The sequence below is a fragment of the Streptomyces sp. NPDC093801 genome (assembly GCF_040701585.1).
Lineage (GTDB): Bacteria > Actinomycetota > Actinomycetes > Streptomycetales > Streptomycetaceae > Streptomyces.
Map to the genome: position 1 here is coordinate 306093 of NZ_JBFBDP010000002.1, position 24821 is coordinate 330913.

Genomic DNA, 24821 nt, shown 5'->3' on the forward strand with positions numbered 1-24821 from the left:
GGAACCCCCATTCGCCCGCTATGCGCAGCGGGCAGCCGGAACCGAGAACGACCTTGTGGGGCGAAAGCAGGGCCGAACCGTCACGCGTAGGGCGGAGTTCACGGCTGCGGCGCCCGGGTGCGTGTCCCCGTCACTAACCTGGAGACCGTACAAAACCGCCGATGCCGGGCAGAACGCAGCTCAGCGTCCGCTCCGGGATCCCAGCCGAGCGAGGAACTCCGGTTGACGGGACGCAGGACGACCACCCGACGTGCGGGCCCCGCCTGGCCACGGGTGCGCTACTGGTTCGACACCATCGTGGCCCGGGGGACCGCCGTACTGATCGGCTGGCTCACCCTCATGTGCCTGGCCGTCGTGGTCCCGGCCAGTGCGGCCCTGGTGTGGGCCAGACGGGACGGCCCGGCCACCTGGTCGGAGCGGATCGTGGCCGTGTGGGTGAGCGTGGGCCAGACACTGAAGATCGGCGGCGCCGTCGGCAGCCCCCTGTACGTGCTCATGTCGGTCCTGCTGGCCCTCGTCGCCCTGCTGTTCGTCTCCACCCTCGTCGGCCTCATCACCAACGGACTCAACGACAAGGTCCTGGACCTGCGCCGCGGCCGGTCCACCGTCCTGGAGGCGGGCCACACGGTGCTGCTCGGATGGTCCGACCAGGTGTTCCCGATCATCTCCGAACTGGTCGAGGCCAACTCCAACCGGCGCCGGGCCGTCATCGCCGTCCTCGGCCCCAAGGACAAGGCCGAGATGGAGGACGAGATCGCCACCGCCGTCGGCCGGCTCGGCCGCACCCGGCTGATCTGCCGCAGCGGCGTCACCACCGACCCCGCGGTGGTCTCCCTCGTCAGCCCCGCATCGGCCCGGGCCGTCCTGGTCCTCACCCACGAGGGCGAGGACGGCGACGCCCACGTGGTCAAGACGCTGCTGGCCGTGGAAGCGGCCGTCCGAGGGCGGGGCGGCCCCGCCGTGGTCGCGGCGGTACGCGACGGCCGCCACCGACGCGCCGCGGAGCTCGCCGCGGGCAGCCGCGGCCGGGTGCTGGACATCGAGGACGTGACCGCCCGGCTCATCGCCCAGACCTCCTGCGAGCCCGGACTCTCCCTCGTCTACCGGGAACTGCTCGACTTCGGGGGCGACGAGATCTACACCGTGGCGGACCCCTCCCTGACGGGACGCACCTTCGGCGAGCTGCTCCTCGCGTACGACACCTCCAGCGTCATCGGACTCCTGCGCTCCGACGGCGGCCGCGTCGAACTCAACCCCGCCGCCGACAGCGTCCTCGGCGACGGCGACCGGATCGTCCTGATCACCGCGGACGACGACACCGCGACCCCGGCCGCCGAGCCGCCCGCCGTGGACGAGCCGGCGATCGTCGCACCGGCCGGGACGCCCAGCGCGGCCGAGCGCTTCCTGCTGCTCGGCTGGAACCACCGTGCCCCGCTGATCGTCGAGCAGCTCGACGCGTGCGCCCCGCCGGGATCCGTGCTCACGGTGATGGCGCAGGGCGCGGAGCTCCTCCGCGAGGCCGACCGCTGCGCCCTGGCACCGGGCCGGCGGATGCGCGTCGACGTCCACAGCGGCGACATCACCGATCCGCGCGTCCTGGACGACCTGGACGTCCTGTCCTTCGACCGGGCCGTCGTCCTCGGATACGACGTCCAGGACACCGCCCCCGGGGCGCTCACCGGCGACGACAGGACCCTGGTGACCCTCCTCCACCTGCGCGCGCTGGAGCAGGCCGCCGGTCGCGAACTGGCCGTCGTGACCGAGATGGCGGACGACCGGACCCGGCTGCTGGCCCCCGCACGGGAGGGCGCGGACTTCATCGTGGGCGGCCGGCTCATCAGCCTCCTGATGACGCAGATCGCCGAGAACCGGCACCTCGCCGCCGTCTTCGACGGCCTGTTCTCGGCCGACGGCGACACCCTCCACCTGAGGCCCGCGACGGAGTACGTCCGGCCCGGCCGCCCGGTCGCGTTCGCCACCGTCGTGGAGTCCGGCCGCCGCCAGGGGCACTGCGTCATCGGCTACCGGCTCCACGACGCCGTCGCACAGGGCCCCTCGTACGGGGTGCGGCTGAACCCCGACAAGAGGGAGCGGCTGGCCTTCGGCCCCGAGGACGCGGTGATCGCGCTCGCCCCGGCCACCGGCGCCGCCCCGCCCCGTGAACGCCGCCGCACCGTCCCCGGAGCCCGCACCGACGGACTCCCGCCCCCGCCCGGACCCCCGGGGCGGGACGAAGTCCCCGACGGCGCCCGGTGACCGTCCGTACGAACGCGGAGGCCCTACCAGGCCAGGGGTTCGCCGTCCCGGAAGAAGCCGCCGGTGGGACCGGAATCGGGCAGGGTGGCGGCCCAGACGACGCCGGCGGCGCCCTGCTCGACCGGTGCCCCGCCCGCGCCGCCCATGTCGGTGGCGACCCACCCCGGACAGACGGCGTTCACCAGGATCCGCTCGGCGCGCAGTTCGTCGGCGAGCTTGCGCGTGAGGGCGTTGAGCGCCGCCTTCGAAACCCCGTAGGCGGGGGTCCCGCCCGACATGTGCTCCAGAGCGCCGGACTCGCTGGACACGTTCACCAGACGGGGCCGGGCCGAGCGGCGCAGCAGCGGCAGGAACGCCTGCGCGGTGCGCCAGGCACCGAGGAGATTGGTCTCCAGGGTGCTCCGGACCTCGTCGAGGTCGACGGAGACGGCCCGCCTGGCGGTGTCGTAATTGACGGCGGCGTTGTCGACGAGGACGTCGAGGCGCCCGAACTGCGCCTCCACGTCGAGCGCGAGGGCACGGACGCCCTCGGCGTCGGTCACGTCCAGCCGGCGCGGCAGCAGCCTGCCGGACACGCCGGGCGCGAGGTCGGCGACGGCCCGCTCGGCGTCCTCCCGGCGGCGGGCGCACAGCAGCACGGTATGCCCGAGCACGGCGAGCTGACGCGCCGTCTCCCGGCCGATTCCCCGGTTGGCACCCGTGACCAGCGATACCGGTGCGGCGGCGGTGCTCATCTTCTCTCCTCTGCACGGACGAACCCGGACCCGGACGGCAGGCTATGCCGCCGCCCCGCCGTCCGTGATCAGCCCCGAGACGCAGACGGACCACACCTTCGGACGTACCCCTCAAGACCCACCGCGCCGGCCGACGGCCGCCCGGACCGGACGGACCGCGACCGGTCGTGCCGACGGCCGCTCCCGTGCGCCCTTGTCGCCGCACCGGCCACACATGCATGATCGCGTCAGCCGGCCGGCGTCCGCGTCCGGCGCTTTCCTTGATCCTGGGGGATTCGTGAGCCCGTACCGTTTCAATCCGCCGCCGAACTGGCTGTTACCGCCGGGCTGGACACCCTCGGCCGATTGGAAGCCGGACCCGTCCTGGCCGCCGCCTCCGGCAGGATGGCAGTTGTGGCTGCCCGTTCAGCGGAGCGAGGAGAGCCCGGGAGCGCAGTCGGCACCGGAGGTACCGGTGCCGCGGCGGACACGCTGGTTCCGGCGCGGTCGCGGCGAGGGCGGCAGCGAGGCGGACCAGCTCCGGGACTGGATTACCCGGACCCAGGGCGCGGATGCCGCCACGGTGGCCCTCTTGACGCAACAGGTGCGCAGGGAGGCGGACGAGGTGCGCAGCCGCGCGCACCGGGAAGCCGAGGAGATCCTGCGCGAGGCACGCAGGGGCGCCAAGGACGCGCGGGCCGCGGAGCGGGAGGCCGCCAAGGCCGCGGAGAAGCTCCGCAAGCAGGCGGAGGAGCACCGCACGGAGATCTTCCGGGCGGAGAGCCGTCTGAACGACCTGCGCACCAGGATCGTGACCACGGACGAGAGCCTGCTGCTCCAACAGGTGGGAATCTATGCGTACCGGCACCCCTTGGACGATGCCCTCGCCTACCGGGCTCGCCTGGACGCCATCCGCGACCGGATCAAGGAGCTCACGCGGTCACAGCAGGCGGTGCTGGCTGCCACCGGCTGGACCGTGAACGGCTCGGCCCGCCAGGGCACCAAGATGATCCGCGACTACTCCAAGCTCATGCTCCGCGCCTACAACGCCGAGGCCGAATACGCGGTGCGCAGCATGCGGCCGCACCGCCTGACCTCCCTCGTCGAACGGCTCTACAAGAGCCGCGAGACCATCGCCAAACTCGGCGCCACCATGGACATCCGCATCTCGGACGCCTATCACGACGTCCGGGTAGAGGAACTGCGACTGACGGCGGACTTCATGCAGCGCAAGGAGGAGGAGAAGCAGGCCCAGCGCGAGGCCCGCGCACGCGAGCGCGAGGAGGCGGCCGCCCAGCGTGAGCTGGACCGCGAGCGGGAGAAGTTGAACAAGGAGCTCAGCCACTACCAGAGCGCCCTCGACCGTCTCCGAGCGCAGGGAGACCATGTGGGAGCTGCCGAGATCTCGGCGAAGCTGGCCGAGATCGAAGGCGCGCTCGACGATGTGGAGGCCCGCGCTGCCAACGTCCGCACCGGGTACGTGTACGTCATCTCCAACATCGGAGCCTTCGGTGACAGCGTCGTCAAGATCGGGATGACGCGGCGGCTGGAACCGTTGGAGCGGATCTACGAGCTGAGCGGTGCGGCCGTGCCGTTCCGCTTCGACGTCCACGCTCTGATTTTCAGCAAGGACGCGGTCGGTCTCGAAAGCCGTCTCCACCAGGAGTTCGCTTCACGACGCGTCAACCGGGTCAACAGCCGCAAGGAGTTCTTCCACGTCACACCCGCCGAGGTGAAGGCGGTACTCGAACGCGGAGCCGGTGAACACCTGGTGGAGTTCAACGAGGTCGCCGAAGCGCTCGAGTGGCGTAGCAGCACCACGGGCTGAGCGCGCCGACGGCGGGCGGCCGTTGTTCAGTGGGCGAGGTCTGCCGCCCGGCGGGCGATCTCGGCAGGCTCCAGGTCCTCCAGGTGCGTCAGGAAGATCCACACGTGCCCGAAGGGGTCCCTCAGTATCGCGGTGCGATCTCCGTGGAACTGGTCGGTCGGGGGCTGGAGGAGTTCCGCACCGGCCGCGACGGCCCGCCGGGTGAGCGTGTCGACATCGTCGACGAAGACGTGCAGGGCCACCGCGGTGCCGCCGACTGCGGCAGGGGCCCTGAAGACGGGCGGTTCGGCATCGCCCAGCATGAGGGTGGACCCCTGGATGCGGACCTCGGCATGTGCGAGGCGGCCGTCCGGGCGGCCGAGGCGGAACAGTTCCTCGGCGCCGAACGCCTCGACGTAGAAGTCGATCGCGGCGGCGGCGCCGTCGATCATGATGTGGGCGACGACGGCATTGCGGTAGGCCTCGGGAACGACGGATGCGGTCACGGGAATCCCCTCCTCGTCCGGCGTGGTTGCCGGTGGTCGCGACGATAGGAACCCAACCGAGGTTGAGGTCAAGCGCGGCGCGGTGGGCCCCCGGCCCGTGAACTCCCCTTTTCCCGACCGGGGTAGGGCCTGCCCCACCCCCCTTCCTGGGGCTCGTCGGAGTGCCCGGGGCCGGTGTCGCGTGATCGGCTGTCCGCATGCGCACCGTGTGGCGGAGGGGGGACGGGTGAGGGGCCGGATCGGGTACTGGGCGTGGGTCGTGGGCGTGGTGCAGTTCTTCGTGGTGCACCGGGTCGCCGAGTCGGCCTGGTCCAGGCCGTACGACTGGGCGCGGAACAACATCAGCGACTTGGGCAACGCGCACTGCGCCTTCCAGCCGGAGCCCGGGCCGCGGTACGTCTGTTCTCCCGAACACGGCCTGATGAACGGTTCGTTCGTCGCCCTGGGGGTGCTGCTCGTCGTCGGCGCCGCCCTGACCGGCGGCGCGCTGTGGCGCAGCGGGCCGGCCGCCGCCGCGGGCCGCCTGGGGCTGGCGGGTGCCGGTGCCGGATTCGTACTGGCCGGGCTGGCACCCGCGGACGTCAACGAGAACCAGCACGTCCTGGGTGCCCTCCTCATCATGGCGGTGGGCAACATCGGCCTCGTCCTGGCCGGATTCGGCATGGCGGACCACGCACCGCCCGCCCTGCGGCGGGGCACGACGCTGCTGGGATGCGCGGCGATCGCGGCCTTCGGGCTCTTCCTCTCCCACCGCTACCTCGGTCTCGGCATGGGAGGCATGGAACGGGCCGCCGCCTTTCCTCTCCTGTTCTGGGCACTGGCCGTCGCCGTGCGCGGCATCACCCGCGGAGCAAGTCCCGTTGCAGGGCCGCAATGATCACTCGGAAGAGTGATCGTGTGCGGGGCGGGTTGCTCGCTACCGTCGTCAGGGGGTGCGACGAGCGTGCCCTGCCGTACCGGGGAGAGGCCGGGTGGGGAGAATGGTGGACGTGGTCGGCGGGGGTTTACGGCCGGGACCGGACCGGTGCTGCCTGAGGGGCGGGGCCCGCGGGGCCCGCGCGCGCGGTGACCTCTCGTGAGCACGCCGCAGGACGCGAGCCGCTTCGTGGCGCTGTCGCAACGGCTGACCGGATTCGACGCGGCGGAGCTGGAAGCCACCGGACTCGCCGAGACCTACGCGGCGGTGGCCGCGGAGCAGCTCGGACCGGCCCGGTACGAGCGGCTGCTGGGCGGAGCGGGGCCGTCGGACGAGGTCGCGGACGACGACGTGGCGGCCGCCCGAGCGGTGACGATCCTCTGGTACACGGGTGGCTGGCCGGGACCCCCGCCGTTCGTGGTCTCGCCACGCGCCTACGCGGAGGGCCTCGTCTGGAAGGCGGCCGGAGTCGCCGCGCCGGGCACCGGGGCCGCCGGCCACGGCAGCTGGGCGGCGGAGCCCGCCCCGGTCGCGGAGGTCCGGCGGTGAACCGGTACGACGTGATCGTCGTCGGCGCGGGCATCGCGGGCTCGCTCGTCGCCCACCGGCTCGGCCGCCCGGGCCGCCGGGTCCTGGTCCTCGAGGCCGGGGCCGCCGACGCCACCGACCCGCACACCGCCTACCTCACGGCCGCGGCCAAAGTGCCCGGCTCCGCCTACCGGCCGCACCCGGCCGCGGCCTGGCCCGAGGTGACCGACCTCGCCGGAGCCGACGGCGCCCCCGGCTTCCGGGCCGCGGGCCATCTCCTCCAGGACGGTGCGCTGCCGTACGCCAGCGGCTACGTCCGGGTGAACGGCGGAACCGGCAACGTCTGGACCGGCCTCGCACCGCGCATGCTGCCGGAGGACTTCGACACCGAGTCCTTCGGGTACGGCCGCCGCTGGCCGCTGACGTACGACGAGGTGGAGCCGTACTACCGGGCGGCCGAGGAAGAGCTGGGGGTGGCCGCGGACGCCGACGAACAGCGCGAGCACGTGGGCCTGCCGCTGCCCGCCGGCCACGTCTTCCCGATGCGGCCGATCCCCTCCAGCCACCTCGACCGGGTCCTCGCGGCAGGACTGGACGGGCGCCGGGTCAAGGACCCGGTGGCCCTGCACGAGACGGAGCTGCGGGTGGTCGGCACCCCGCACGCCCGCAACGGCGCCCCCGACCCCCGCTACGACGGCGGCCGCGGCTACGTCCCGCGCGGCAAGGACGGCAGGGACGCCCCGGACAGCAGGTGCGCGGGCCACGCGAGCTGCATCCCGCACTGCCCCTCGTACGCGAAGTACACGCCCCTCAAGACCCAGGGGCGGTGGAGCGCCTCCGTGACGCTCCGGGACAGGTCCGTGGTCTCCCGCGTGCTCGTGGACGGCACCGGCCGCGCCACCGGCGTGGAGTACAGGGCGTACGACGGGACGGTGTCCGTCGCCCGCGCCGACGTGGTCGTCCTCGCGGCGCACGCCGTGGAGAACGCCCGGCTGCTGCTCCTGTCCGGCCTGGCCGGGCGCAGCGGCCAGGTGGGCCGCAACCTGATGGACCACCCGGTGCTCCTCACCTGGGGCCTCATGCCGGAGGCCGTCGGCGCCTACCGCGGGCCCGGCTCCACCTCCGGCCTGGAGGGCTTCCGCGCCGGCCCGGCACGCCGCGCCCGCGCACCGTTCCGGATCGAGATCGGCAACTGGGGATGGGTCTGGGCGAAGGGGCCCGTCGACACGGACGTGGCGGAACTCCTCACCGCACGGGGCCTCTTCGGGACGGAACTGCGCAGGGCCGTCGGCGACCGTATCCGCCGCCAGTTCACCCTCCAGTTCGAGATGGAGCAGGGAGCCGACCCCGCCAACCGGGTCACCCTGCACCCCACGGAGCGGGACGCGCTGGGACTGCCCAGGCCGCTGGTCACGTACGACCTCGACGACCACGTCAAGGCGGGCATGGCCGCGGCCCGGTCGGTCTCCGACCAGATCTTCGCCCTGCTCGGCGCCGAGGACCACACCGACTACGCCCCCGCCGCGGCCTGGCCGGGCCGCTTCGAGTACGGCGGCCGCACCTACGGCTACCGCGGCGCCGGCCATGCCGCCGGCACGCACCTCATGGGCGACTCCCCGGCCACCTCCGTGGTCGACGCCCGGCAGCGCTGCTGGGAGCACCCCGGCCTGTACGCCGTCGGCTGCGGCAGCATGCCCTCCGTCGCCACCTCCAACCCCACCCTGACCATGGCCGCCCTCGCCCTGCGCAGCGCCGAAGCCGTCGAAGCCGACCTCGCGGCCCGCGACCGGCCCGTCCCCGTCAGCCCGACCACGCCAGGAGCCACTCCATGACCGCGATACCCCTGCCTCCGGTACCCGAGCCGTTCCGGCTCCCGTTCCACTACGGTGCGCTGCACCAGCTCGGCGTCGACTGGCTGGTGGACCCGGGCCCGGTCCACGACCTGCTCGCCAAGCACCACCCGGACCTCTCGGCAGCCGCGTTCGACGACGGCCGGGCCCTGGTCTCGCTCAACTACCAGCTGTACTTCGCGCAGTACCCCTTCGGCGGCGGCGTCACCCAGGAGATCGAGTTCAACGTCATCGCCCACCCCAGCGCCGACCGGAACCGTCTCCCGGAGCTCGGCTACGCCCAGTACGCGCAGGGCTGGGACCAGACCAAGCTGCTCGGCATCGCCCGTGTCCACGTCGTCTGCGACAACCCGTTCGCCATCCGCGCGGGGCGCGAACTGTACGCGGAGCCGAAGTTCCCGGGCTGGTTCGAGGTCGCCCTGCCCTCCCTCAACGGCCCGGCGGGCGACACCTGGACCGTACGATGCAACGCCGCCGCCATCGGCCCGGACGACACCCTCGCCAGGGGCGCGACGCCGCTCCTCGACCTCACGGCCGCGCTCGACGGCCTGCCCTCGGTCCCCGCCAACCTCGCCCCGGTCACCGGCTACGGCACCGATCCGGCCGGCCGCCTGCTGGCCGGGCCCATGAACGTCTACCAGCCCTACCGCTGGCACGACCTCGCCGGCCCCGGCCTCGCCGCCCGGGCCGGGGTCACCGTGCACGCCCCGGACGGCGACCTCGGCCGGGACGTCCACGCCCTGCTCGGGGACGCCCCGGCCGCCGGCGCCTGGACCTGCCAGTCGGCTCCGGTCGCCGCCCACAACCGCCCCTACTACCTGCCGGCCCGGCCGCCCACCGGCTGAGCGGGGCGCACGGTCCCGTCCCCGGCGGCCCTGTGGCCGGCCGGGCGGGCGGTGACGTCGAGGACGAGGCCGTGGGGCTGGAGGATGGTGCGCGTGCTGAACACGGGCTTCGTTCCGGGGGTGCGGGCGATGTCGTAGCGGCTGGTGAGGGTCGCGGTGGTGAGGGTCATCGCGACGGTGGCGAAGTGGGACCCCAGACAGGTGCGGGGTCCGCCGCCGAAGGGCATGAACGCGTACTTGGGCAGCGGGGCGCCGGGGGAGCGGCCGGTCCAGCGGCCGGGACGGAACGCGTCCGGCCGGTCGTAGTGGCGGGCGTCCCGCTGGACGGCGAAGGGGCTGACGGCGACACGCTGCCCGGGGTGCAACGGCCGGCCGCCGAGTACGGCGGGTTCCTCGACGGTCCTCTCGATCAGCCACAGCGGCGGGTACAAGCGCAGCGTCTCCTTCACCACGGCTTCGGTCACGGCCAGGCGGGGCAGGTCCGCGGCGGTCGGCAGACGGCCCGCGAGTTCCCGCTCGGCCTCCTCGCGCACCTGCCGGCGGACGTCGGGGTGCTGGTCGAGGAGGAGCAGCAGCCAGGCGAGTGCCGCGGCGGTGGTCTCGTGGGCGGCGAACAGGTTGGCGACGACGATGCTGGTCGCTCCTTCGTGGGTGAGGGCGCCGTCGTCGCGGGCGGCGTTGAGGAGGTCGGCGACCACCTGCGGGGAGGCGCCGTCGTACGTCGTCCGCCGGTGGCGGATCAGACGGGAGACCTCGGCGGCCAGCTCGCGGTTGGCGCGCTGCAGACGCCGCTTGCGCAGGGCCCGCCACGGGGCGGGCAGCGGCAGGACGGGGGGCAGCAGCGCGTCCTGGAACCGGGCCAGCAGGTCCGGCACCCGGCCGGTGTCGGGCCCGAGGCAGAACTCGGCGATCAGATGTGCGGTGAGGTCCTCCAGTGCCGGGATCGCTTCGACGGTGCCGCCGCGGGCCTGCCAGTCCTGTGCGTGACGGGCTGCCGTGGCCGCGAGGCGGTCCCCGGCGGCGCGCATGCCGGTGCGGTTCACACCGCGCCCGGCCAGGCTGCGGGCACGCATCCACAGGGCCAGCTCCTCCGAGGCGCGGCCGCCGTCGGTCTCCTGGCCCAGCAGGTCCCGGCTGATGGAGTAGGTGGTGTTGGTGTGCTTGAAGACCTCCTCCGCCAGGGCGGGCGCGTTCACGAGGTACAGGCTGTCGTCGAGGCGGACGAGGTCGCCGTACTGCCGCTGGTGCAGCAGGAAGCCGAGCGGGTCCCGCTCGAAGGCGCGTCGGCCGCCGTGACGCCCGGCCCCGGCGGGGCCGGGCGTCACACGGAGCAGAGCCACGTCACTGCCCCTGTACGTAGTAGTAATACGCACTGAGCCGGTCTTGCGTGCCGAGCTTCGTCAGCGGGCTGGTGCGCTGGACCCTCGCTCCGGACGGGTCGTTGGACAGGGGAGCGGCGTTCGACGCGGCGAAGGCCGTTCCGCCGGCGAGGAGCGCGGCTACGGCGGAGACCGCGACGAGGAGCGACTTGCGCAGGGGGATCAGGGCAGCCATGGCTGGTTCCTTCCGGTACTGCCGGGCGGCGTTTCCGCCCGGTCCGTTGCCTCCATTTCGCCGGACCGGGGCCGTACGGGCATGCCCCGAGGACGCGTGACGTGTCCCGGGCCGCCGCGTCTGGCACAATGCCGCGCCTGCCGACCTCCCACGGCCTCGCATGGCGCGTCCGTGCAGGTCAGAGCCAGGTCCCACAGGGTTGGTCGCGTAAGGGACCCAGGTGGTGGCCCTCGGTGACCGGGAATTCGTTTGGCGCACCACCGCGGCCGCTGCTAGATTTCGGCCGGCCGTGCAGGAGAACGAGGAGGTGGTACCCGTGAACGCAGTATCGACATGGGTGCTCCCCTCCGGGGTCACGGTCGGGCGGTAGGTCGTCCGGGAGCGCCGTTCAACAGCACTCCCGAAAGGCACGACCGTGCACTTCACTTCCGAACAGCACCTCGACGACGGCGTCCTCGAACGTGAGTTCACCCTCGGCGGGATTCCCGGCGTCCTGTGGACCCCCGCGTCCGCATCCGCACCGGTGCCGCTGATCCTGCTCGGCCACCCCCCGCTCGGACTGCGCCGGATGTACCCCCGGCTGGTGGCCCGGGCCCGGCGCGCCGTGGCGGACGGTTTCGCCGCAGCCACCATCGAGCTCCCCGGGAGCGGCGACCGGCCCCGATGGGCCGCCATCGAGCAGGCCCGCGCCGACCTGCGGCGGGCGATCGACGCCGGCGAGCCGGTCGGCGACGAGATCGTCGACGCCCTCGTCCTCCCGCTGGTCGACCGGGCGGTCCCGGAATGGCAGCAAGCCCTGGACGCCCTGCTGGCGCTGCCCGGGATCGGCGGCCCGGTCGGGTACTCGGGGGGAGTGATCTCCGTCGGTGTCCGCCTCGCCGCGGTCGAGCCGCGCATCGTGGCCGCCGGACTGTTCGCCGGGAGCTTCGTGCCCCGCGCCGTGTTCGAGGAGGCGCGACGGGTCACCATCCCGCTGCACGTCCTGCTGCAGTGGGACGACGAGGGCAACGACCGGCAGGCGTCCCTGGACCTGTTCGACGCCTTCGGCTCCGCGGAGAAGTCCCTCGACGCCAACATGGGCGGTCACACCGGCGTCCCGGAGTACGCGGGGGACACCGCGGCCCGGTTCTTCACCCGGCACCTGAAGTGAGGCCGTGCCGTGGGCCCGCGCCGACTCGGCGGGGGCCCACGGCACGAGCCCGCACGGACACGGGCGCCCGGCTGACCGTCACCCCGCCGACAGATCCTTCCGGAAGACCGTGGAGGCGTACCGGACGTGCATCCCCACGCTCAGGTACAGGTCGAGGGCGCCGGTTTCCGAGTGCGTGCCGAGGGTGCACGCCCGACGTCCCTGCCGGTGGAAGCTGCGGAACACGGTACGGAGCAGGAGGCGGGCGATGCCCCGGTTGCGGTGGTCGCGGCGGACCGCGACCTGCTCGATGCAGCCCTCGCCGGTGTCGGGGAGGTCCAGCGAGAGCGCGACGCCGACCAGCTTTCCGTCGGCGAACGCCAGCGCCGACATCGCGGGGGCGAAGGCGGGGCGTTCGACGGTGTGCCGGGCCCACTCCTGGTAGCTCTTGCGCCGCTCCTGCCAGTCGTCGAAGGCGTCCTCGACGACCCGGTGCGCGTCGTGCTCGTCACCGGGTTCGAACGGCCGGACCGTGATGCCCGCGGGAGCCTCGGGGACGGTCGGCTCCTGCGGCATCGGGAACTCCAGCAGCCATTCGGTCACCATCGGCTCGTATCCGCGCGAGCGCAGCAGTGCGACGGCGTCCCCGTCGTCGTCCGGGACGGTCTGGACGATGCGCGTGCTCCCCGCCTGCCGGCCGCGGGCCTCGGCCCAGTCCAGGAGGGCGCCGCCCAGGCCGAGGCCGCGGTGTTCGGGGTGGACGTCCACCTCCGAGCGCCGGTTCACCCAGGCCCGGGCGGCCAGCCGCCCCGCCCGGTCGTGGACCAGCCGGGTGTCCAGCTCCGGGTCGAGACCCGGTCTGGCCAGGTCGGCGGCGACCCGGCCCGGATCGGTGTGCACCCGTCCGTGCAGGTCCTGCTCGCAGGCCGTGACCAGGCGATGGATGGCGCCGAGGTCCTCGGCAGTGGTCGGGCGGGCCCGGTAACCCGGCGGCAACCCCGGCATGAGATCCGACAACGGCGGACACCCCTTCCTCGGCGGCCGTACCGGCGAGGCCGTCCACCCGTGCTCGGCCGCCGACCGTCCGGAAGCCGCGCCGCGCACACGTCCATGGTCAAGTCGACTGTAATGCACCTGACTTCGGGAGGTCCGGTGTCTGCCCGCCTGCCCGCCCGCCCGCGGCCGGCCGGTGGAGGTCAGCCGTGCAGGCGCGGCTGCTGGGCGGCCATGACCGCGAGCCAGACCGGTGGTTCGGCGATCCCCGTGGCGGCCATGCCGTGCGCCGTCTGGAAGGCGCGCAGGACGTCCTCGGTGTCGGTGGTGAAGGAGCCCGTCACGGCGGTGGGGTGCCCGGCGTTGGTGAGCAGCGCCTGCAACGCGGTCACCGCGTCGCCCCGGTCGCCGGCCCGTACGGTGACGACGAGCCGTGGCCAGGTCCTGGGCCCGACCCGGCCGTCGGGGTCCAGGCCGCGGGCGCTCTGGAAACCCTGCACCGCGGTGACGGTCGCCTCGTCGACGGTGCCGGTGACCGCCACGGGGTGGCCGTGGGCGTTGAGCAGGTGTTGCACGGTCCGCGCCTCCCACAGCACGTCTCCGAGCCGGACCACCGGCCACGACGGGCCCGCGGAGGGCGGCGCGGCAGGTGCGGACGCGGGGGAGGGGGCGGTGGAGGAGAGCGGGGACGGCCCGGCCGGGAGGGGGCGTAACCAGGCGCCGGCCCCCACGGCCGCCGCCAGCAGTGCCAGATGGCCGAGCACCCGCACCCAGAGGGGAACCCGCACCCGGCGGTGCGCGCGGACGGCCTCCTCCCGGGCGCCGGCCCCGCCGGGCCCCGGCTCGTCGGCGGCCCCGCGCGCCCGGGGCACGCGCCGCGCGGCGTGGACGGCCTCGGCCAGGGCCAGGGCCTCCTCCAGGCGGACGGGATCCGCCCGCAGCTCGGCGTGGAGCACCCGTACGACCCGGGGCGGCGCCGCCATGGGCCGCCGGGGATTGAGGTAGCGGGACATCGTCGCCTGGTCGACCCCCGCCCGCCGCGCCAGCGCCTTCTGGGTGGGGCGCACTCCGGGGTACGCCTCCCACCACTGCCGCAGCAGGGAGGTCAGCTCGGCGGCCGGGTCCGGGTCCGGGTGCAGTGCGCCCCTCGCTTCCCGCTGGTCACGGTCCATGGAGCATCCCCCGGCATGGTGCATTGCAGCTGGTCACAGACGTGCATGCATGCGTGCATGTACGCATGGTCACGACCTGACCCCAGATGGTAGCGGCACCCGCGGTGCGCCGGGCACGGTGGAACGGCGGAAGACGGCGCCGCGTCCGGCGTCCCCCGCACCCCAACCCCACCCCCGTGCCCGCCGCGTCCCTGCGGGCGGGCCGGACACACCGAGAGGACACGAACCCGTGACCACACTGCCCCGCCGCGCCACCGTCGCCGCCCTCGCCGCCGCGGTGCCCCTGCTGATCGCCTCCGGCACCGCCCAGGGCGCCCCGGCCACGTACACCCACGAGGCCGCGGCCAGGGAGTTCCGCGCGGCCGGCGTCTCCTGGACGTCCAGCAAGAACTGCTCGGACCGCAGGGACAGCGGGTGCACCTCCTTCACCGGCATCAACCGTGCGACCGTCTCGGGTGCCATCGCCTTCAAGCGGACCAGCCGCTGCCCGGTGATCATCACCGGCGGCACGGAGGCGGGCCACAGCCCCCGGGGGCAGCACACCCACGGCAACGGCTACAAGGTCGACATGTCCCTCGCCAAGAAGCACGAGAACGACGCGTCGTGCCTGGACGTCTACATCACCCGCCACTACGCGAAGGCCGGCACGCGCGGCGACGGCGCGGCGCTGTACAAGTCGCCGGCCGGCAACGTCTACGCCCGCGAGCGCAGCCACTGGGACGTCACGTACCTCAACGGCAGGGCCTGACCCGGACCCGGGACGCCGGCCCCGCCCCCGCCCCGGGACCGGGCCGGCCGCCCCCCCCCCGCATCCCGGCGTACCGCGCTCCCCAGCCGCGCCTCCGGGCCGAGGGCGGGGCCGGTCACTAGCCTGGGCCCATGACTCCCGAGTCCCACCCCGCCCCGGACCGGTACACCGTCGTGCTCCGTCCGGGCCCGCCCGGCGTCCAGGACGCCAAGGGCCACGACGCGGTCCTGCGCACCGCCCGGGTCGTGGCCACCGGCGACACCGGTGTCTCCGGCTACCCGTGCTACGAGGGGGAGGGGGTCCAGGCCGAGATCGACCCCGAGAGCCGGGCCGTCGAGGCCGTCACGGTGGACGGCGAGGAGCTCCCGTACGGCTGGATCGCCCAGCTGACCGACGACGACCCCGGCCGCCGGCGACGCTGACCCGGAACGGAACCGCCGTGCGGGTGCGCCGTCGTCGGGTCGAGGGCACCGGGTCGAGGGCACCGGGTCGAGGGCGCCGGGTCGAGGGCGCCGGGTCGAGCGAGGAGAACCAGTGACTGCCTGGCATTGGCTGTTCGGGGACCAGCTCGGTCCCCACTTCCTCGCCCCCGGCGAGCGCGGACCCGCGCCGGACGCGCCCGTCGTGATGGTCGAGGCCCGTTCGGTCTTCCGCCGGCGCCGGTTCCACCGGGCCAAGGCCCACCTGGTGCTCTCCGCCATGCGGCACCGCGCCGCCGAACTCGGCGACCGCGTCCGCTACGTGCGCGCCGAGACCTACGCGGAGGGCCTGCGCGAGGTCGTCGGTGAGGCTCCGGTCACCGTCCACCACCCGACCTCCCGGGCCGCGTACGGCCTGGTCGGCTCGATGCCGGCCGTGCGCGTGCTGCCCGCGCGCGGGTTCCTGGTGCCGCAGGCGGCCTTCCGTTCCTGGGCCGGTGGGCGCGAGCGGCTCAGGCACGAGGACTTCTACCGCTGGACGCGCCGCGAACTCGGCCTCCTCATGGACGGCGACGAGCCGGCCGGCGGCCGGTGGAACCACGACCGGGACAATCGCGAGCCACCGCCGAAGGGCCCGCGCACCCTCGGCGTCCCCGCACCGTACCGCCCGCGCGAGAGCGACATCGACGAGCAGGTGCGGGCGGACCTCGACCGGTGGGAGCGGGACGAGGGCATCCGCTTCGTCGGCCGCGACGGGCCGCGCGCCTTTCCCGCCTCGCGCCGCGAGGCGCAGGCCGCGCTGCGCCGGTTCGTCGGGCACCGCCTGGCCGGCTTCGGCCCGTACGAGGACGCCGTGCTCGCCGGCGACCCCGTGATGAGCCACAGTCTGCTGTCCTCCTCCCTCAACCTGGGACTGCTCGACCCGGCGGAAGCGGTCGCCGCCGCCGAGGACGCCTGGCGCGCCGGCCGGGTGCCGGTGCACAGCGCGGAGGGATTCGTCCGGCAGGTCGCGGGCTGGCGCGAGTACGTGTGGCACACCTACTGGTACTTCGGCGAGGACTACCGCCACCGCAACGCCCTGCGGCACCGCGCGCCCCTGCCGGAGTGGTTCCTGGAACTCGACGCCGACGCCGTGACCGCGCGCTGCCTCTCCACGGTGCTCGCGCAGGTCCGCGACACGGGATGGACCCACCACATCCCCCGGCTGATGCTCCTGGGCAGCCACGCGCTCCAGCGGGGCTGGGACCCCCGTGCCGTCACCGACTGGTTCCACCGGTGCTTCGTCGACGGCTACGACTGGGTGATGCTCCCCAACGTGATCGGCATGTCCCAGTACGCCGACGGCGGCCTGATGACCACGAAGCCCTACACGAGCGCGGGGGCGTACATCCACCGCATGAGCGACCTGTGCGACGGCTGCGCCTACCGGCCCGCCGACCGCACGGGCGACCGGGCCTGCCCCTACACCACCGGCTACTGGTCCTTCGTGCACCGCCACCGCTCCAGGCTGGCCGTCAACCCGCGCACCGCCCGGGCCGTGCAGGGGCTGGACCGGCTCGGTGACCTCGACGACGTGCTCCGCACCCGCCGCGAGCAGGACGGGACCCCGCCCTGACGCCGCGGGCGGCGGCGGGGCGCGGCAGCGGCGGCCTCCGTCCGGAAGGAGTCCCGCATGTCCCGTGACGACAGCGGCGCCGGCGGCCGGAGCGGGCCGCCGTCCCCGTGGTCGGTGGCGCCCGACGGAGGCCGTCCCCAGGGGCGCGCGTGCTCCCACCTGGCGAGCGTGCCGGAGCAGCCGGCGGAGCCGTCCGGGGTGTGCGCGTCGTGCCGCGCCCGCGGATGGACCTGGATCCGGCTGAGGTGGTGCGCCGCCTGCGGGCACGTCGGATGCTGCGACAGCTCCCGGGGCCGCCACGCCTACGCCCACCACGCGCGGACCGGACACCCCGTGGTCCTGTCGCTGGCCCCCGACGAGTCCTGGGCCTGGTGCTACGTCGACGAGGTCTTCCTCGTGCGGGAGCCGTAGCGCGGCGGGCTTCGCCTCCGAGGGCCGGCGCGGAGTCAGGGTTCCCGGGTGGCTCCGAGGTCGGCGAGCACTTCGCGGGCCGCCCTCGCCCCGGAGGCGAGCGCCCCCTGGAGCGAGCCCGTCGCCCGGTGGTCCCCGCAGACGTAACGGCCCGGGGCGAGGCGGCTGGTCCGGGTGAGCGGCAGCGGCGGGGGCATGGCGGGAAGGGCGTTGCGCACCGTGACCCGGTGCACCGGCTCCCAGGTCCCGGTGTCCGTCCCGTACGCCTCGGCGAGGGCGGAGGCGACGGCCGCCTCCTCCGCGGGGCCCGGTGCGCCGAGTACGGAGGTCGACACCAGGGCCCTGCCGTCACCGGAGAATCCGGGCTGGACCTCGGTGAGGACGCAGGAGTTGAGGAACCTGCGGCGTGCGTCGACGAGCAGGGTGGGTTCGGGCAGGGGGGAGCGTGCGACCGCGTGGTAGAGGGTGGTGACGGTCCGTCCGGGGACCGGCCGGAGGTCCGGCAGGAGGCGGGCCGCGGCGCCCGCTCCGGTGGCGACGACCACGGCCCTGGCCCGCAGTTCCGCGTCGTCGAGGAGGACTCCCCCCGGTGTCAGCCCGGAAACCGGTGACGAGGTGCGCAGCGCGCCCGGGGGCAGGACCGCGGCGAGCTGCGCCGGCACGGCGCCGATGCCGTCCCGCGGCAGGCAGAGCGTGCCGCGCAGCATGCTGCGCCAGACCAGGTGGAAGAAGCGGGCGGAGGTCTCCAGGGAGTCCTCCAGGAAGACGCCCGACAGGAAGGGCCGGAAGAACGTCTCGACGAACTCCTCGGAGAACCCCGCGTCGGCCAGGGCCGTCCGCGTGGTGGCGTCGGGGCGGGCCCGCACCCGGGAGGCCGGCGCGAGCAGGGCACGGGCCGAGAGGACGCCGAGGGCGAGCAGGTCGCGCGGCCCGACCCGGCCGCCGGTGAGGAGGCCGACCCCGTCGCGCGGGCGCCGGGTGGGATCGCCGAGCCGCAGCCGCCCGGCGCCGGTGTGCACCAGCACCCCGGGGGTGAACGGCCGCAGGCGCAGGGCCCGCAGATCGAGGCGGCGCTTGACCTGCGGGTAGCCGGTGTTGAACACCTGGAAGCCGCGGTCGGCGGTGAACCCGGCGACCCGGTCGGTGCGGATGCGGCCGCCCACCGTGTCCTCGGCCTCCAACAGCCGCACGCGCAGGCCGGCCGTGTCGAGGTCCGCGGCGCAGGCCAGTCCGGCGGCTCCCGCTCCGATGACCACGACGTCGTACCGGTCGCCCCGCGCTTCGGCCATGACCGCCTCACACTCCTCGCGCCACTGCTGCGGCCAGGCTACGCGCGGCGGCCGCGGGTCGGGGGAGGGCGCGCGGCCCGGGTCCTGCCGGGCGGAGGCGGCAAGGTCACCCGTTCGAGCTATAGTTACAATCCGTCACCATCGATTACTGTGGGTTATGTAGGTGGTTGGTGCAGTGAGGGGCGTCGTTCCGCGGGGCTCATGCGGGGCCTCACGTCCGAGCCGAGCCGCGCTCCTCCCGTCGAACGCCACCGAAATCCGGAGCCGGCGGCGAACACCGCCCGGGGCTCCACTCCATGGCGACTGCGAGGCAGAAATGGGAATGACGTGATCAGACGAACAGCCTGGCGGGCGGCGCTGGCGCTGAGCTGCGCCGGCGCGCTGCTGGTGCCCGGCGCACCGGCCCTCGCCCAGGGCGGCGAGGGCAAGCTGACGGTCAATGTGTTCAGGGAGTTCGCCGCGGCGGGCACCCTCGACCCTCGGATCCAGACCGCCTTGGCCGGGGCGACCATTCGCGTCACGAGCGAACAGTCCGGGCAGACACAGACCTTCCCGGTCGGCCCCAACGGGACCGTCACCCTCGACTTCACCGCCTGGAGGCGCAGCGGGGGCAAGTACAAGGTCGAGCTGATCGGCTGGCCGAACAAGCACGACCCGGCCACCGGCACCGGATTCCTCCAGCCAGCGTTCGCGGGCACCGGGCTGTCCTCCCACCTCAACTTCGTGGACCTGGAGGACGGCCAGGACGTCACGCTCGACATGGCGGTGTGGAACCCCGACGACTACTGCCAGGACAACCCGACCCTGGCCACCGCCTGCATGCAGGCGGCGACCAAGCCGGGCGAGAAGACGCTGGTCACCTTCCCGTACAACTCCCGCGGTGACACCCAGGGCAGCAACACGAATCCGAGGCCGATCGCCACGGTCCGGAACACCGGTGCCGTCTACGGGCTGGCGTACCGGAAGAAGGACAAGCGGCTCTTCTCCGGGGCCTACGCCAAGCGCCACACCGAGTACGGCCCCGACGGCCAGGGCGCGATCTACGTGACCGACCGGACCACCGGCGCCACCAGCCTGTTCGCGAAGGTGCCGAACGCGGGCACCACCGCGCACAACCAGAGCAACCGGGTGGACGCCCCCTTCGCCAACCGGCCCGGCAAGGAGTCCCTCGGCGACATCGAGATCTCCGGGGACGGCTCGGAGCTGTACGTCGTCAACATGAACGACGGCAACCTCTACACCTACGACGCGACCCGGGCCACGGCCGCCACCTTCAAGCGCGCACCGGTCAAGATCCCGGACTCCGCCTGTTCCCCCGCCGGTGACTGGCGGCCGATGGGGCTGGGGGTGCGCGACGGCGTGGTGTACGTGGGAGGCGTCTGCTCCGCCGAGAGCACGCAGGACGCCACCAGGCTCCGGGCGGTGGTGTGGACGTACGACCCCGTCACGGCCACGTTCGGCGCGGCGCCCGTCGTCGACGAACCGCTGAACTTCCCCCGCGACCCCGCCCAGGACCCCACGCCGGGTGACTGGAAGCCGTGGACGCGGGACAACCTGGCACAGTTCCCCACCGGATTCACGTCCTACCCGCAGCCCATGCTCAGCGACATCGAGGTCGAGCGCGACGGAAGCCTGGTCCTGGGCTTCCGCGACCGGTTCGGCGACCAGTCCGGGCTGGTGATCCCCAACGCCAACCCGGCCGGGGGCATCGAGAGCACCGTCACGGGGGGTGACATCGTCAAGGTCTGCCGCAAGGCGACCGGCACCTACCACTGGGAGGGCAGCGCCGACTGCCCCCGCCCGCAGGGCGGCGGCGAGTGGTTCACCGGCGACACCTACTACACCGGCACCGGCCACCGGGAGACCGCGCAGGGCGCGCTCGCGCTGCCGCTGCAGCAGACCACGATCGCCAGCACCATCCTGGACCCGTACCGCGTCATCAACTCCGGCGGGGTCGGCTGGTTCGACCGGACGTCGGGCCGCCGTGACGCGACGCAGGACGGGTTCGGAGTCGTCTACGACACCGACGGCGGCTTCGGCAAGGCCCACGGCCTGGGCGACCTGGAACTGCTGTGTGACGAACCGCCGGTCCAGATCGGCAACCGCGTCTGGCTCGACGACGGCGGCGGCTCGCAGAACGCCAGGTACGACGAGACCCTCGGGATCAGGGGGGTGACCGTCACCCTCAAGGACTCCACGGGGCGGGTCATCGCGACGAAGAAGACCAACGCCAAGGGCGAGTACTACTTCGACCACCGCGACGGGCTCCAGCCGAACACCGACTACACGGTGGAGTTCGACAAGACCACGGTGGACACCGGCAACCTGCCCCCCTACATCACCTCACCCGCCGACCTGATGTGGACGCCCACGACGGGCCGTGACCCGGCGACCAACTCGGACGCCGAGCCGACCGGCGGCGACAACCAGGCGCCGACGGCGGTGGCGAAGGTGAGGACCGGTCCTCCGGGCTCCGTCAACCACGACCTGGACGCCGGGATGTGGGCGGGCACCTGACAGCCGCCCGCCCCGGCCGGGGACCCGGGCGGCGCCGATACGGCCGCCCGGGCCCCCGGCCCCCGGCCCCCCCGGTACACCCGCGCGCTCAGGAGAACAGGGAAGCACCCAGCGGCAGCGCCTCCGTGTACCCCGGCAACACCAGAAAGGTGCCGGACGCCGTGGCCGTGGCGAAGGACGACAGCTCGTCGCCGTCGTCCAGCCGCTGCTGCGTCGCCACGAACGTGCGCAGTTCGCGCTGGAAACAGATGAACAGCAGCCCGCGGTCCTCCGGCCCGTTGGCGTAGCTGTAGCCGCGCCGCAGCATCAGTCCGCTGCCCGTGCCGTGGGGGTGGGCGCGGCGGGCGTGGGCCATGGCCGGGATCAGGTACCGGCCCCGCGCCGACTTGGCCCCCAGGTCCATCGGCGCGTCCGGGCCTCCGCCGGTCAAGGGCGCCCCGTCCGCCCGGCGTCGCCCGATCGTCCGCTCCTGCTCCGCGAGGTCCTGGGCGAGGAAGCGCCGTACGTCCAGCCGCAGGCGCCGCACCACCGCGACCGTGCCGCCCCGCACCCGGGCCGGGGCCGGCAGCCACACCTCCTGGTCCACCTCCCGCCCGGTGCGCGGTGCGACCATTCCGTCCAGGAACCCCAGCAGGTTGCGCACCGGCACCCGCTCTCCGGCTCCTCCCCGTGGGGTGGGCGGAGCGGGGGGCCGGAAGCCCTGCTGCGACCAGCGCGGTACCGCAGACCGCTCCTGGAGCCAGGACCGGAGGGCGTCATCGGCCAGCGTCACCACGTGCGGGTCCGACGCGCAGACCTGGACCATCAGATCGCCGCCCCGGGCCGACTCGGCCAGCTCTTCTTCCCGCGCGAAGCCCGGCAGTTCACGGGCTCCGTGCAGACCTCCGTCCACGGCGGCCACGACACGGGGGCCGACCCCCACGGTGACGGTCAGATCGCCCCGGGGGAGCCCGCTCAACGCGGCCGCGCCGCCCTGTCCGGTGAGAGCGAGGACCCGGGTGCCCAGCGCGGCGAAGAGCTCCCCGCTCCGGCGCACGCCATCGGCGCCGGACGCGGCGGCCTCCCCGGCTCCGGGCAGGTCGTAGACCGACAGGACCACGTACCGCTGGGGCTGCACCGGCCGGTCGACCCCGGCCTGGCGGCCGCCCCGGGCGGACACGGCCACCGTCCCCGGGACCGAGGACGACGCTCCGTTCCCGGAAGTCCCCACCGGCGACGCCCCGTCGGGGGGAGTCGCCGACCGTCCCCGCGCCGAACCGACCGCGTATCCCGTGACCCCGGCGGTCGCGACGGCCGCCGCACCCCCCATCAGCACCCTGCGCCGCAACGGCCGTTGCCCCGTACCCGATCCACTGCAATGTGCACTGTCAGTAGTCACTCGCGTACTCTAAGCTAACTCCCGCCGTCCTCGCCGATCGGAAGAAAGCGCACATGACGCCGCTCATCGCCCGTCGGGCACCGACCCGTTGGCGCGCCGTGACGCTGGGCGCAGCGCTCGTCGCCGCGCTCCTGTGCGGCGGCTGCACGGGGAACGACACCGCCACCGACGGCCACGCGCCCGCCCGCGCGGCCCGGCCCGCGACCATCCGGGTACCCGGGGAAGCGGCGACGATCAACGCCGCCCTCGACCGGGCCCGCCCCGGCGATCTCGTACTCGTCTCACCCGGCGTCTACCACGAGAGCGTCCGGGTGCGCACCGACCGCGTGGTGCTGCGCGGCACCGACCGCAACCGGGTCGTCATCGACGGCGAGGGCCGGCGCTCCAACGGCATCGTGGTCACGGCGGCCGGCGTCTCCGTGGAGAACCTGACCGTCAGCAACCACCTCCTCAACGGGGTCCTGGTCACCGGTATGAGCGGCGCCGACGGCGGACTCGCCCGCGGCAGCGACGGGTACCAGCACCTGGACCCGGCCCGCTTCCCTCCCCTCGACGGCTTCCGCGTCCGCTACGTCACCGCCCACGCCAACGGCCTCTACGGCATCTACGCGTTCAACGCCCGCAACGGCGTGATCGAGCACGACCACGCCTCGGGCAGCGCCGACTCCGGCCTCTACGTGGGCCAGTGCAAGCCCTGCAACGTACTCGTCCAGGACAACGTCGCCGACCACAACGCCATCGGCTACGAGGGAACCAACGCCAGCGGACCCGTCTGGGTGCTGCGCAACCGGTTCACCCGCAACCGGGTCGGCATGACCATCGACACCGACTACCAGGAGGCCTACGTACCCCAGACCGGCGGAGTCATCGCCGGGAACCTGGTGGCCGACAACAACGCCCCCGACACCCCCGAGCAGGCCGACGGCGGCTTCGGGATCGGGATCGGCATCGCCGGCGGCCAGCACAACACGCTCCGGCGCAACCGCGTCAGCGGCAACTCCCGCGCCGGCATCGTCCTCACCTCCCACGAGGACGTACCTCCCCTGGGCAACCGGCTCGAAGACAACACGCTGTCCGACAACGAGGTCGACATCACCTACCAGGCGTCCACCCGAGCCCCCGGAGAGGGCAACTGCCTGCACGGCAACACCCTGCGGCGCACCCTGCCCGACGACCTGACCCGCACCGCCCCCTGCCCCGGGGGCAACAGCCGCTCCTCCGCCGCGGCGCCCCCCACCCGCACCGCCCCGCCACCCGCCGGAGTCCCCTTCCTCGACGTCACCCCGCCCCCCGCCCAGCCGCAACTCCCCGGTGCCGGCGACGCGCCCGCCGAACCCGCGCTCCACCTGCCCGGTGACGTCCACGCCGACCGCGTACCCCTGCCCGCACCGGACCTGCTCGCCCCGCGTCCCCGCCGGAGCAGGACCGCACGATGACACCGCCACCCCGCCGCACCCTGCCGCGCCCCTGCGCCTACGGCATCACCCTGGCCCTCCTGACCGTCCTCGGCGTCTCCGCCTGCACCCGGGAGGAGCCGCGCCCCGCGCCCTCCGCGGCCGCCCCACCCGCCCTGACCACCCCACAGGCCGAACTGCTCGCCCTCACCCGGTTCACCAACTACCGGCGCGGAACGGCCCGGGTCAGCGCCGACATCCCCGTCCAAGGGAAGTCCGCCCGGCTCACCGGCCGCCTCGACTGGCGTCACGGGACGGGCCTGGCCCTCCTCCAGATCGACGGCGGCCCCCGCGACCAGGGCCGCCACCTCCTCAGCTGGAACCGCACGACCGTCTCCATGCGGCGCGACTGGACCGGCTCCCTCCCCGCCCGCGCACCCCGGGACGGCTGGACCGAGCACCCGCTCACGGCCCGGACGTCCACCGTCGACACCACGCTCCTCCTCCTGCTCGACCTGGCCGCGAACCGCCCCGACAACGCCCAGCTGCTGCTCCGCAGCGGCGCCCGCCGGCTCGGCTCCGAGCAGGTGGACGGCGTCCCCGTCACGGTTTTCGCCGGCCCGTCCGCCACCCCGTCCCAGGACGCCACCCGGGAATCGTCCCGGACCGTCCCGGGCCGCACCCGCTACTGGATCGACGCCGACGGCCACCTCCGCCGCTTCTCGGCCCACCTCGGCGGCGGCACCGACTGGCTGGTGGCGACCCTGTCCGCCTGACGCCC

At 74.0% G+C, this 24821-nt stretch carries 22 protein-coding genes; 14 read left to right on the forward strand and 8 right to left on the reverse strand.

The features are described from left to right. The first annotated feature begins 222 nt into the window (after positions 1–222). Positions 223–2256 (forward strand): NAD-binding lipoprotein, encoded by a 2034-nt coding sequence (locus AB0469_RS03265; RefSeq protein ID WP_366449587.1) that lies wholly within the window; start codon positions 223–225, stop codon positions 2254–2256. A gap of 23 nt (positions 2257–2279) precedes the next feature. Here the strand turns inward: AB0469_RS03265 and AB0469_RS03270 are convergent, their stop codons facing one another. Beyond that, complete coding sequence (locus AB0469_RS03270) at positions 2280–2990, reverse strand: SDR family oxidoreductase (protein WP_366449588.1); 711 nt, start codon at positions 2988–2990, stop codon at positions 2280–2282. Positions 2991–3552: 562 nt separating this feature from the next. Between AB0469_RS03270 and AB0469_RS03275 the strand changes: the two genes are divergently transcribed. Continuing rightward, the gene (locus AB0469_RS03275; RefSeq protein ID WP_366449589.1) at positions 3553–4797 is read left to right on the forward strand and encodes a DUF4041 domain-containing protein; all 1245 of its coding nucleotides are present in this window, start codon (positions 3553–3555) and stop codon (positions 4795–4797) included. Positions 4798–4823: 26 nt separating this feature from the next. On the opposite strand, the gene AB0469_RS03280 is transcribed toward AB0469_RS03275, so the two are convergent. Next, the gene (locus AB0469_RS03280; protein ID WP_366449635.1) at positions 4824–5228 is read right to left on the reverse strand and encodes a VOC family protein; all 405 of its coding nucleotides are present in this window, start codon (positions 5226–5228) and stop codon (positions 4824–4826) included. 280 nt (positions 5229–5508) lie between these two features. Here AB0469_RS03280 and AB0469_RS03285 point away from each other — a divergent pair, with 280 nt between their 5' ends. The 4 genes from AB0469_RS03285 to AB0469_RS03300 all read left to right on the forward strand — a co-directional run bounded on the left by AB0469_RS03285 (position 5509) and on the right by AB0469_RS03300 (position 9421). Next, positions 5509–6159 (forward strand): DUF998 domain-containing protein, encoded by a 651-nt coding sequence (locus tag AB0469_RS03285; RefSeq protein ID WP_366449590.1) that lies wholly within the window; start codon positions 5509–5511, stop codon positions 6157–6159. 198 nt (positions 6160–6357) lie between these two features. Continuing rightward, positions 6358–6747: a hypothetical protein gene (locus AB0469_RS03290; RefSeq protein ID WP_366449591.1), complete on the forward strand. Its 390-nt coding sequence runs from the start codon at positions 6358–6360 to the stop codon at positions 6745–6747. Then, positions 6744–8558, forward strand: a complete 1815-nt coding sequence (locus tag AB0469_RS03295) for a GMC family oxidoreductase (RefSeq protein WP_366449592.1) — start codon at positions 6744–6746, stop codon at positions 8556–8558. The genes AB0469_RS03290 and AB0469_RS03295 overlap by 4 nt, the downstream gene beginning before the upstream one ends. Continuing rightward, the gene (locus AB0469_RS03300) at positions 8555–9421 is read left to right on the forward strand and encodes a hypothetical protein (RefSeq protein WP_366449593.1); all 867 of its coding nucleotides are present in this window, start codon (positions 8555–8557) and stop codon (positions 9419–9421) included. The genes AB0469_RS03295 and AB0469_RS03300 overlap by 4 nt, the downstream gene beginning before the upstream one ends. Here the strand turns inward: AB0469_RS03300 and AB0469_RS03305 are convergent. Both AB0469_RS03305 and AB0469_RS03310 read right to left on the reverse strand, forming a co-directional pair. Beyond that, the gene (locus AB0469_RS03305; RefSeq protein WP_366449594.1) at positions 9391–10761 is read right to left on the reverse strand and encodes a cytochrome P450; all 1371 of its coding nucleotides are present in this window, start codon (positions 10759–10761) and stop codon (positions 9391–9393) included. The genes AB0469_RS03300 and AB0469_RS03305 overlap by 31 nt on opposite strands. A gap of 1 nt (position 10762) precedes the next feature. Then, the gene (locus AB0469_RS03310) at positions 10763–10975 is read right to left on the reverse strand and encodes a hypothetical protein (RefSeq protein WP_366449595.1); all 213 of its coding nucleotides are present in this window, start codon (positions 10973–10975) and stop codon (positions 10763–10765) included. 415 nt (positions 10976–11390) lie between these two features. Here AB0469_RS03310 and AB0469_RS03315 point away from each other — a divergent pair, with 415 nt between their 5' ends. Beyond that, positions 11391–12125 (forward strand): alpha/beta hydrolase, encoded by a 735-nt coding sequence (locus AB0469_RS03315; protein WP_366449596.1) that lies wholly within the window; start codon positions 11391–11393, stop codon positions 12123–12125. Between the two features lie 78 nt (positions 12126–12203). Here the strand turns inward: AB0469_RS03315 and AB0469_RS03320 are convergent, their stop codons facing one another. Together AB0469_RS03320 and AB0469_RS03325 are read right to left on the reverse strand one after the other, a co-directional pair. Further along, complete coding sequence (locus AB0469_RS03320) at positions 12204–13109, reverse strand: GNAT family N-acetyltransferase (protein ID WP_366449636.1); 906 nt, start codon at positions 13107–13109, stop codon at positions 12204–12206. A gap of 191 nt (positions 13110–13300) precedes the next feature. Further along, on the reverse strand, positions 13301–14269 hold the full coding sequence (locus AB0469_RS03325) for a peptidoglycan-binding domain-containing protein (RefSeq protein ID WP_366449597.1): 969 nt from the start codon (positions 14267–14269) through the stop codon (positions 13301–13303). Between the two features lie 229 nt (positions 14270–14498). On the opposite strand from AB0469_RS03325, the gene AB0469_RS03330 reads away from it, so the two are divergent. The 4 genes from AB0469_RS03330 to AB0469_RS03345 all read left to right on the forward strand — a co-directional run bounded on the left by AB0469_RS03330 (position 14499) and on the right by AB0469_RS03345 (position 17462). Further along, on the forward strand, positions 14499–15017 hold the full coding sequence (locus tag AB0469_RS03330; protein WP_366449598.1) for a hypothetical protein: 519 nt from the start codon (positions 14499–14501) through the stop codon (positions 15015–15017). A 131-nt stretch (positions 15018–15148) separates the two neighbouring features. Then, on the forward strand, positions 15149–15439 hold the full coding sequence (locus tag AB0469_RS03335) for a hypothetical protein (protein ID WP_366449599.1): 291 nt from the start codon (positions 15149–15151) through the stop codon (positions 15437–15439). A gap of 112 nt (positions 15440–15551) precedes the next feature. Beyond that, positions 15552–17051, forward strand: coding sequence for a cryptochrome/photolyase family protein (locus AB0469_RS03340; RefSeq protein ID WP_366449600.1), 1500 nt, complete (start codon positions 15552–15554; stop codon positions 17049–17051). Between the two features lie 57 nt (positions 17052–17108). Continuing rightward, the gene (locus AB0469_RS03345) at positions 17109–17462 is read left to right on the forward strand and encodes a UBP-type zinc finger domain-containing protein (RefSeq protein ID WP_366449601.1); all 354 of its coding nucleotides are present in this window, start codon (positions 17109–17111) and stop codon (positions 17460–17462) included. Between the two features lie 35 nt (positions 17463–17497). On the opposite strand, the gene AB0469_RS03350 is transcribed toward AB0469_RS03345, so the two are convergent. Further along, on the reverse strand, positions 17498–18751 hold the full coding sequence (locus AB0469_RS03350) for an FAD-dependent oxidoreductase (RefSeq protein WP_366449602.1): 1254 nt from the start codon (positions 18749–18751) through the stop codon (positions 17498–17500). Positions 18752–19078: 327 nt separating this feature from the next. Here AB0469_RS03350 and AB0469_RS03355 point away from each other — a divergent pair, with 327 nt between their 5' ends. Next, on the forward strand, positions 19079–21268 hold the full coding sequence (locus AB0469_RS03355; RefSeq protein WP_366449603.1) for an SdrD B-like domain-containing protein: 2190 nt from the start codon (positions 19079–19081) through the stop codon (positions 21266–21268). Positions 21269–21356: 88 nt separating this feature from the next. On the opposite strand, the gene AB0469_RS03360 is transcribed toward AB0469_RS03355, so the two are convergent. Next, positions 21357–22427: a Dyp-type peroxidase gene (locus AB0469_RS03360; RefSeq protein ID WP_366449604.1), complete on the reverse strand. Its 1071-nt coding sequence runs from the start codon at positions 22425–22427 to the stop codon at positions 21357–21359. Positions 22428–22699: 272 nt separating this feature from the next. On the opposite strand from AB0469_RS03360, the gene AB0469_RS03365 reads away from it, so the two are divergent. After that, entirely contained in the window at positions 22700–24082 is a 1383-nt protein-coding gene (locus AB0469_RS03365) for a right-handed parallel beta-helix repeat-containing protein (protein WP_366449605.1), read from the forward strand. Next, on the forward strand, positions 24079–24816 hold the full coding sequence (locus AB0469_RS03370; protein ID WP_366449606.1) for a hypothetical protein: 738 nt from the start codon (positions 24079–24081) through the stop codon (positions 24814–24816). Before AB0469_RS03365 ends, AB0469_RS03370 begins: the two co-directional genes overlap by 4 nt. Positions 24817–24821: the final 5 nt, after the last annotated feature.

Excerpts from the sequence above, each read along its gene's own strand:
- AB0469_RS03270 (WP_366449588.1), bottom strand. The coding sequence starts at position 2,990 with ATGAGCACCGCCGCCGCACCGGTATCGCTGGTCACGGGTGCCAACCGG.
- AB0469_RS03280 (WP_366449635.1), bottom strand. The coding sequence starts at position 5,228 with ATGATCGACGGCGCCGCCGCCGCGATCGACTTCTACGTCGAGGCGTTC.
- AB0469_RS03300 (WP_366449593.1), top strand. The coding sequence starts at position 8,555 with ATGACCGCGATACCCCTGCCTCCGGTACCCGAGCCGTTCCGGCTCCCG.
- AB0469_RS03310 (WP_366449595.1), bottom strand. The coding sequence starts at position 10,975 with ATGGCTGCCCTGATCCCCCTGCGCAAGTCGCTCCTCGTCGCGGTCTCC.
- AB0469_RS03320 (WP_366449636.1), bottom strand. The coding sequence starts at position 13,109 with ATGCCGGGGTTGCCGCCGGGTTACCGGGCCCGCCCGACCACTGCCGAG.
- AB0469_RS03325 (WP_366449597.1), bottom strand. The coding sequence starts at position 14,269 with ATGGACCGTGACCAGCGGGAAGCGAGGGGCGCACTGCACCCGGACCCG.
- AB0469_RS03335 (WP_366449599.1), top strand. The coding sequence starts at position 15,149 with ATGACTCCCGAGTCCCACCCCGCCCCGGACCGGTACACCGTCGTGCTC.
- AB0469_RS03345 (WP_366449601.1), top strand. The coding sequence starts at position 17,109 with ATGTCCCGTGACGACAGCGGCGCCGGCGGCCGGAGCGGGCCGCCGTCC.
- AB0469_RS03350 (WP_366449602.1), bottom strand. The coding sequence starts at position 18,751 with ATGGCCGAAGCGCGGGGCGACCGGTACGACGTCGTGGTCATCGGAGCG.
- AB0469_RS03365 (WP_366449605.1), top strand. The coding sequence starts at position 22,700 with ATGACGCCGCTCATCGCCCGTCGGGCACCGACCCGTTGGCGCGCCGTG.
- AB0469_RS03370 (WP_366449606.1), top strand. The coding sequence starts at position 24,079 with ATGACACCGCCACCCCGCCGCACCCTGCCGCGCCCCTGCGCCTACGGC.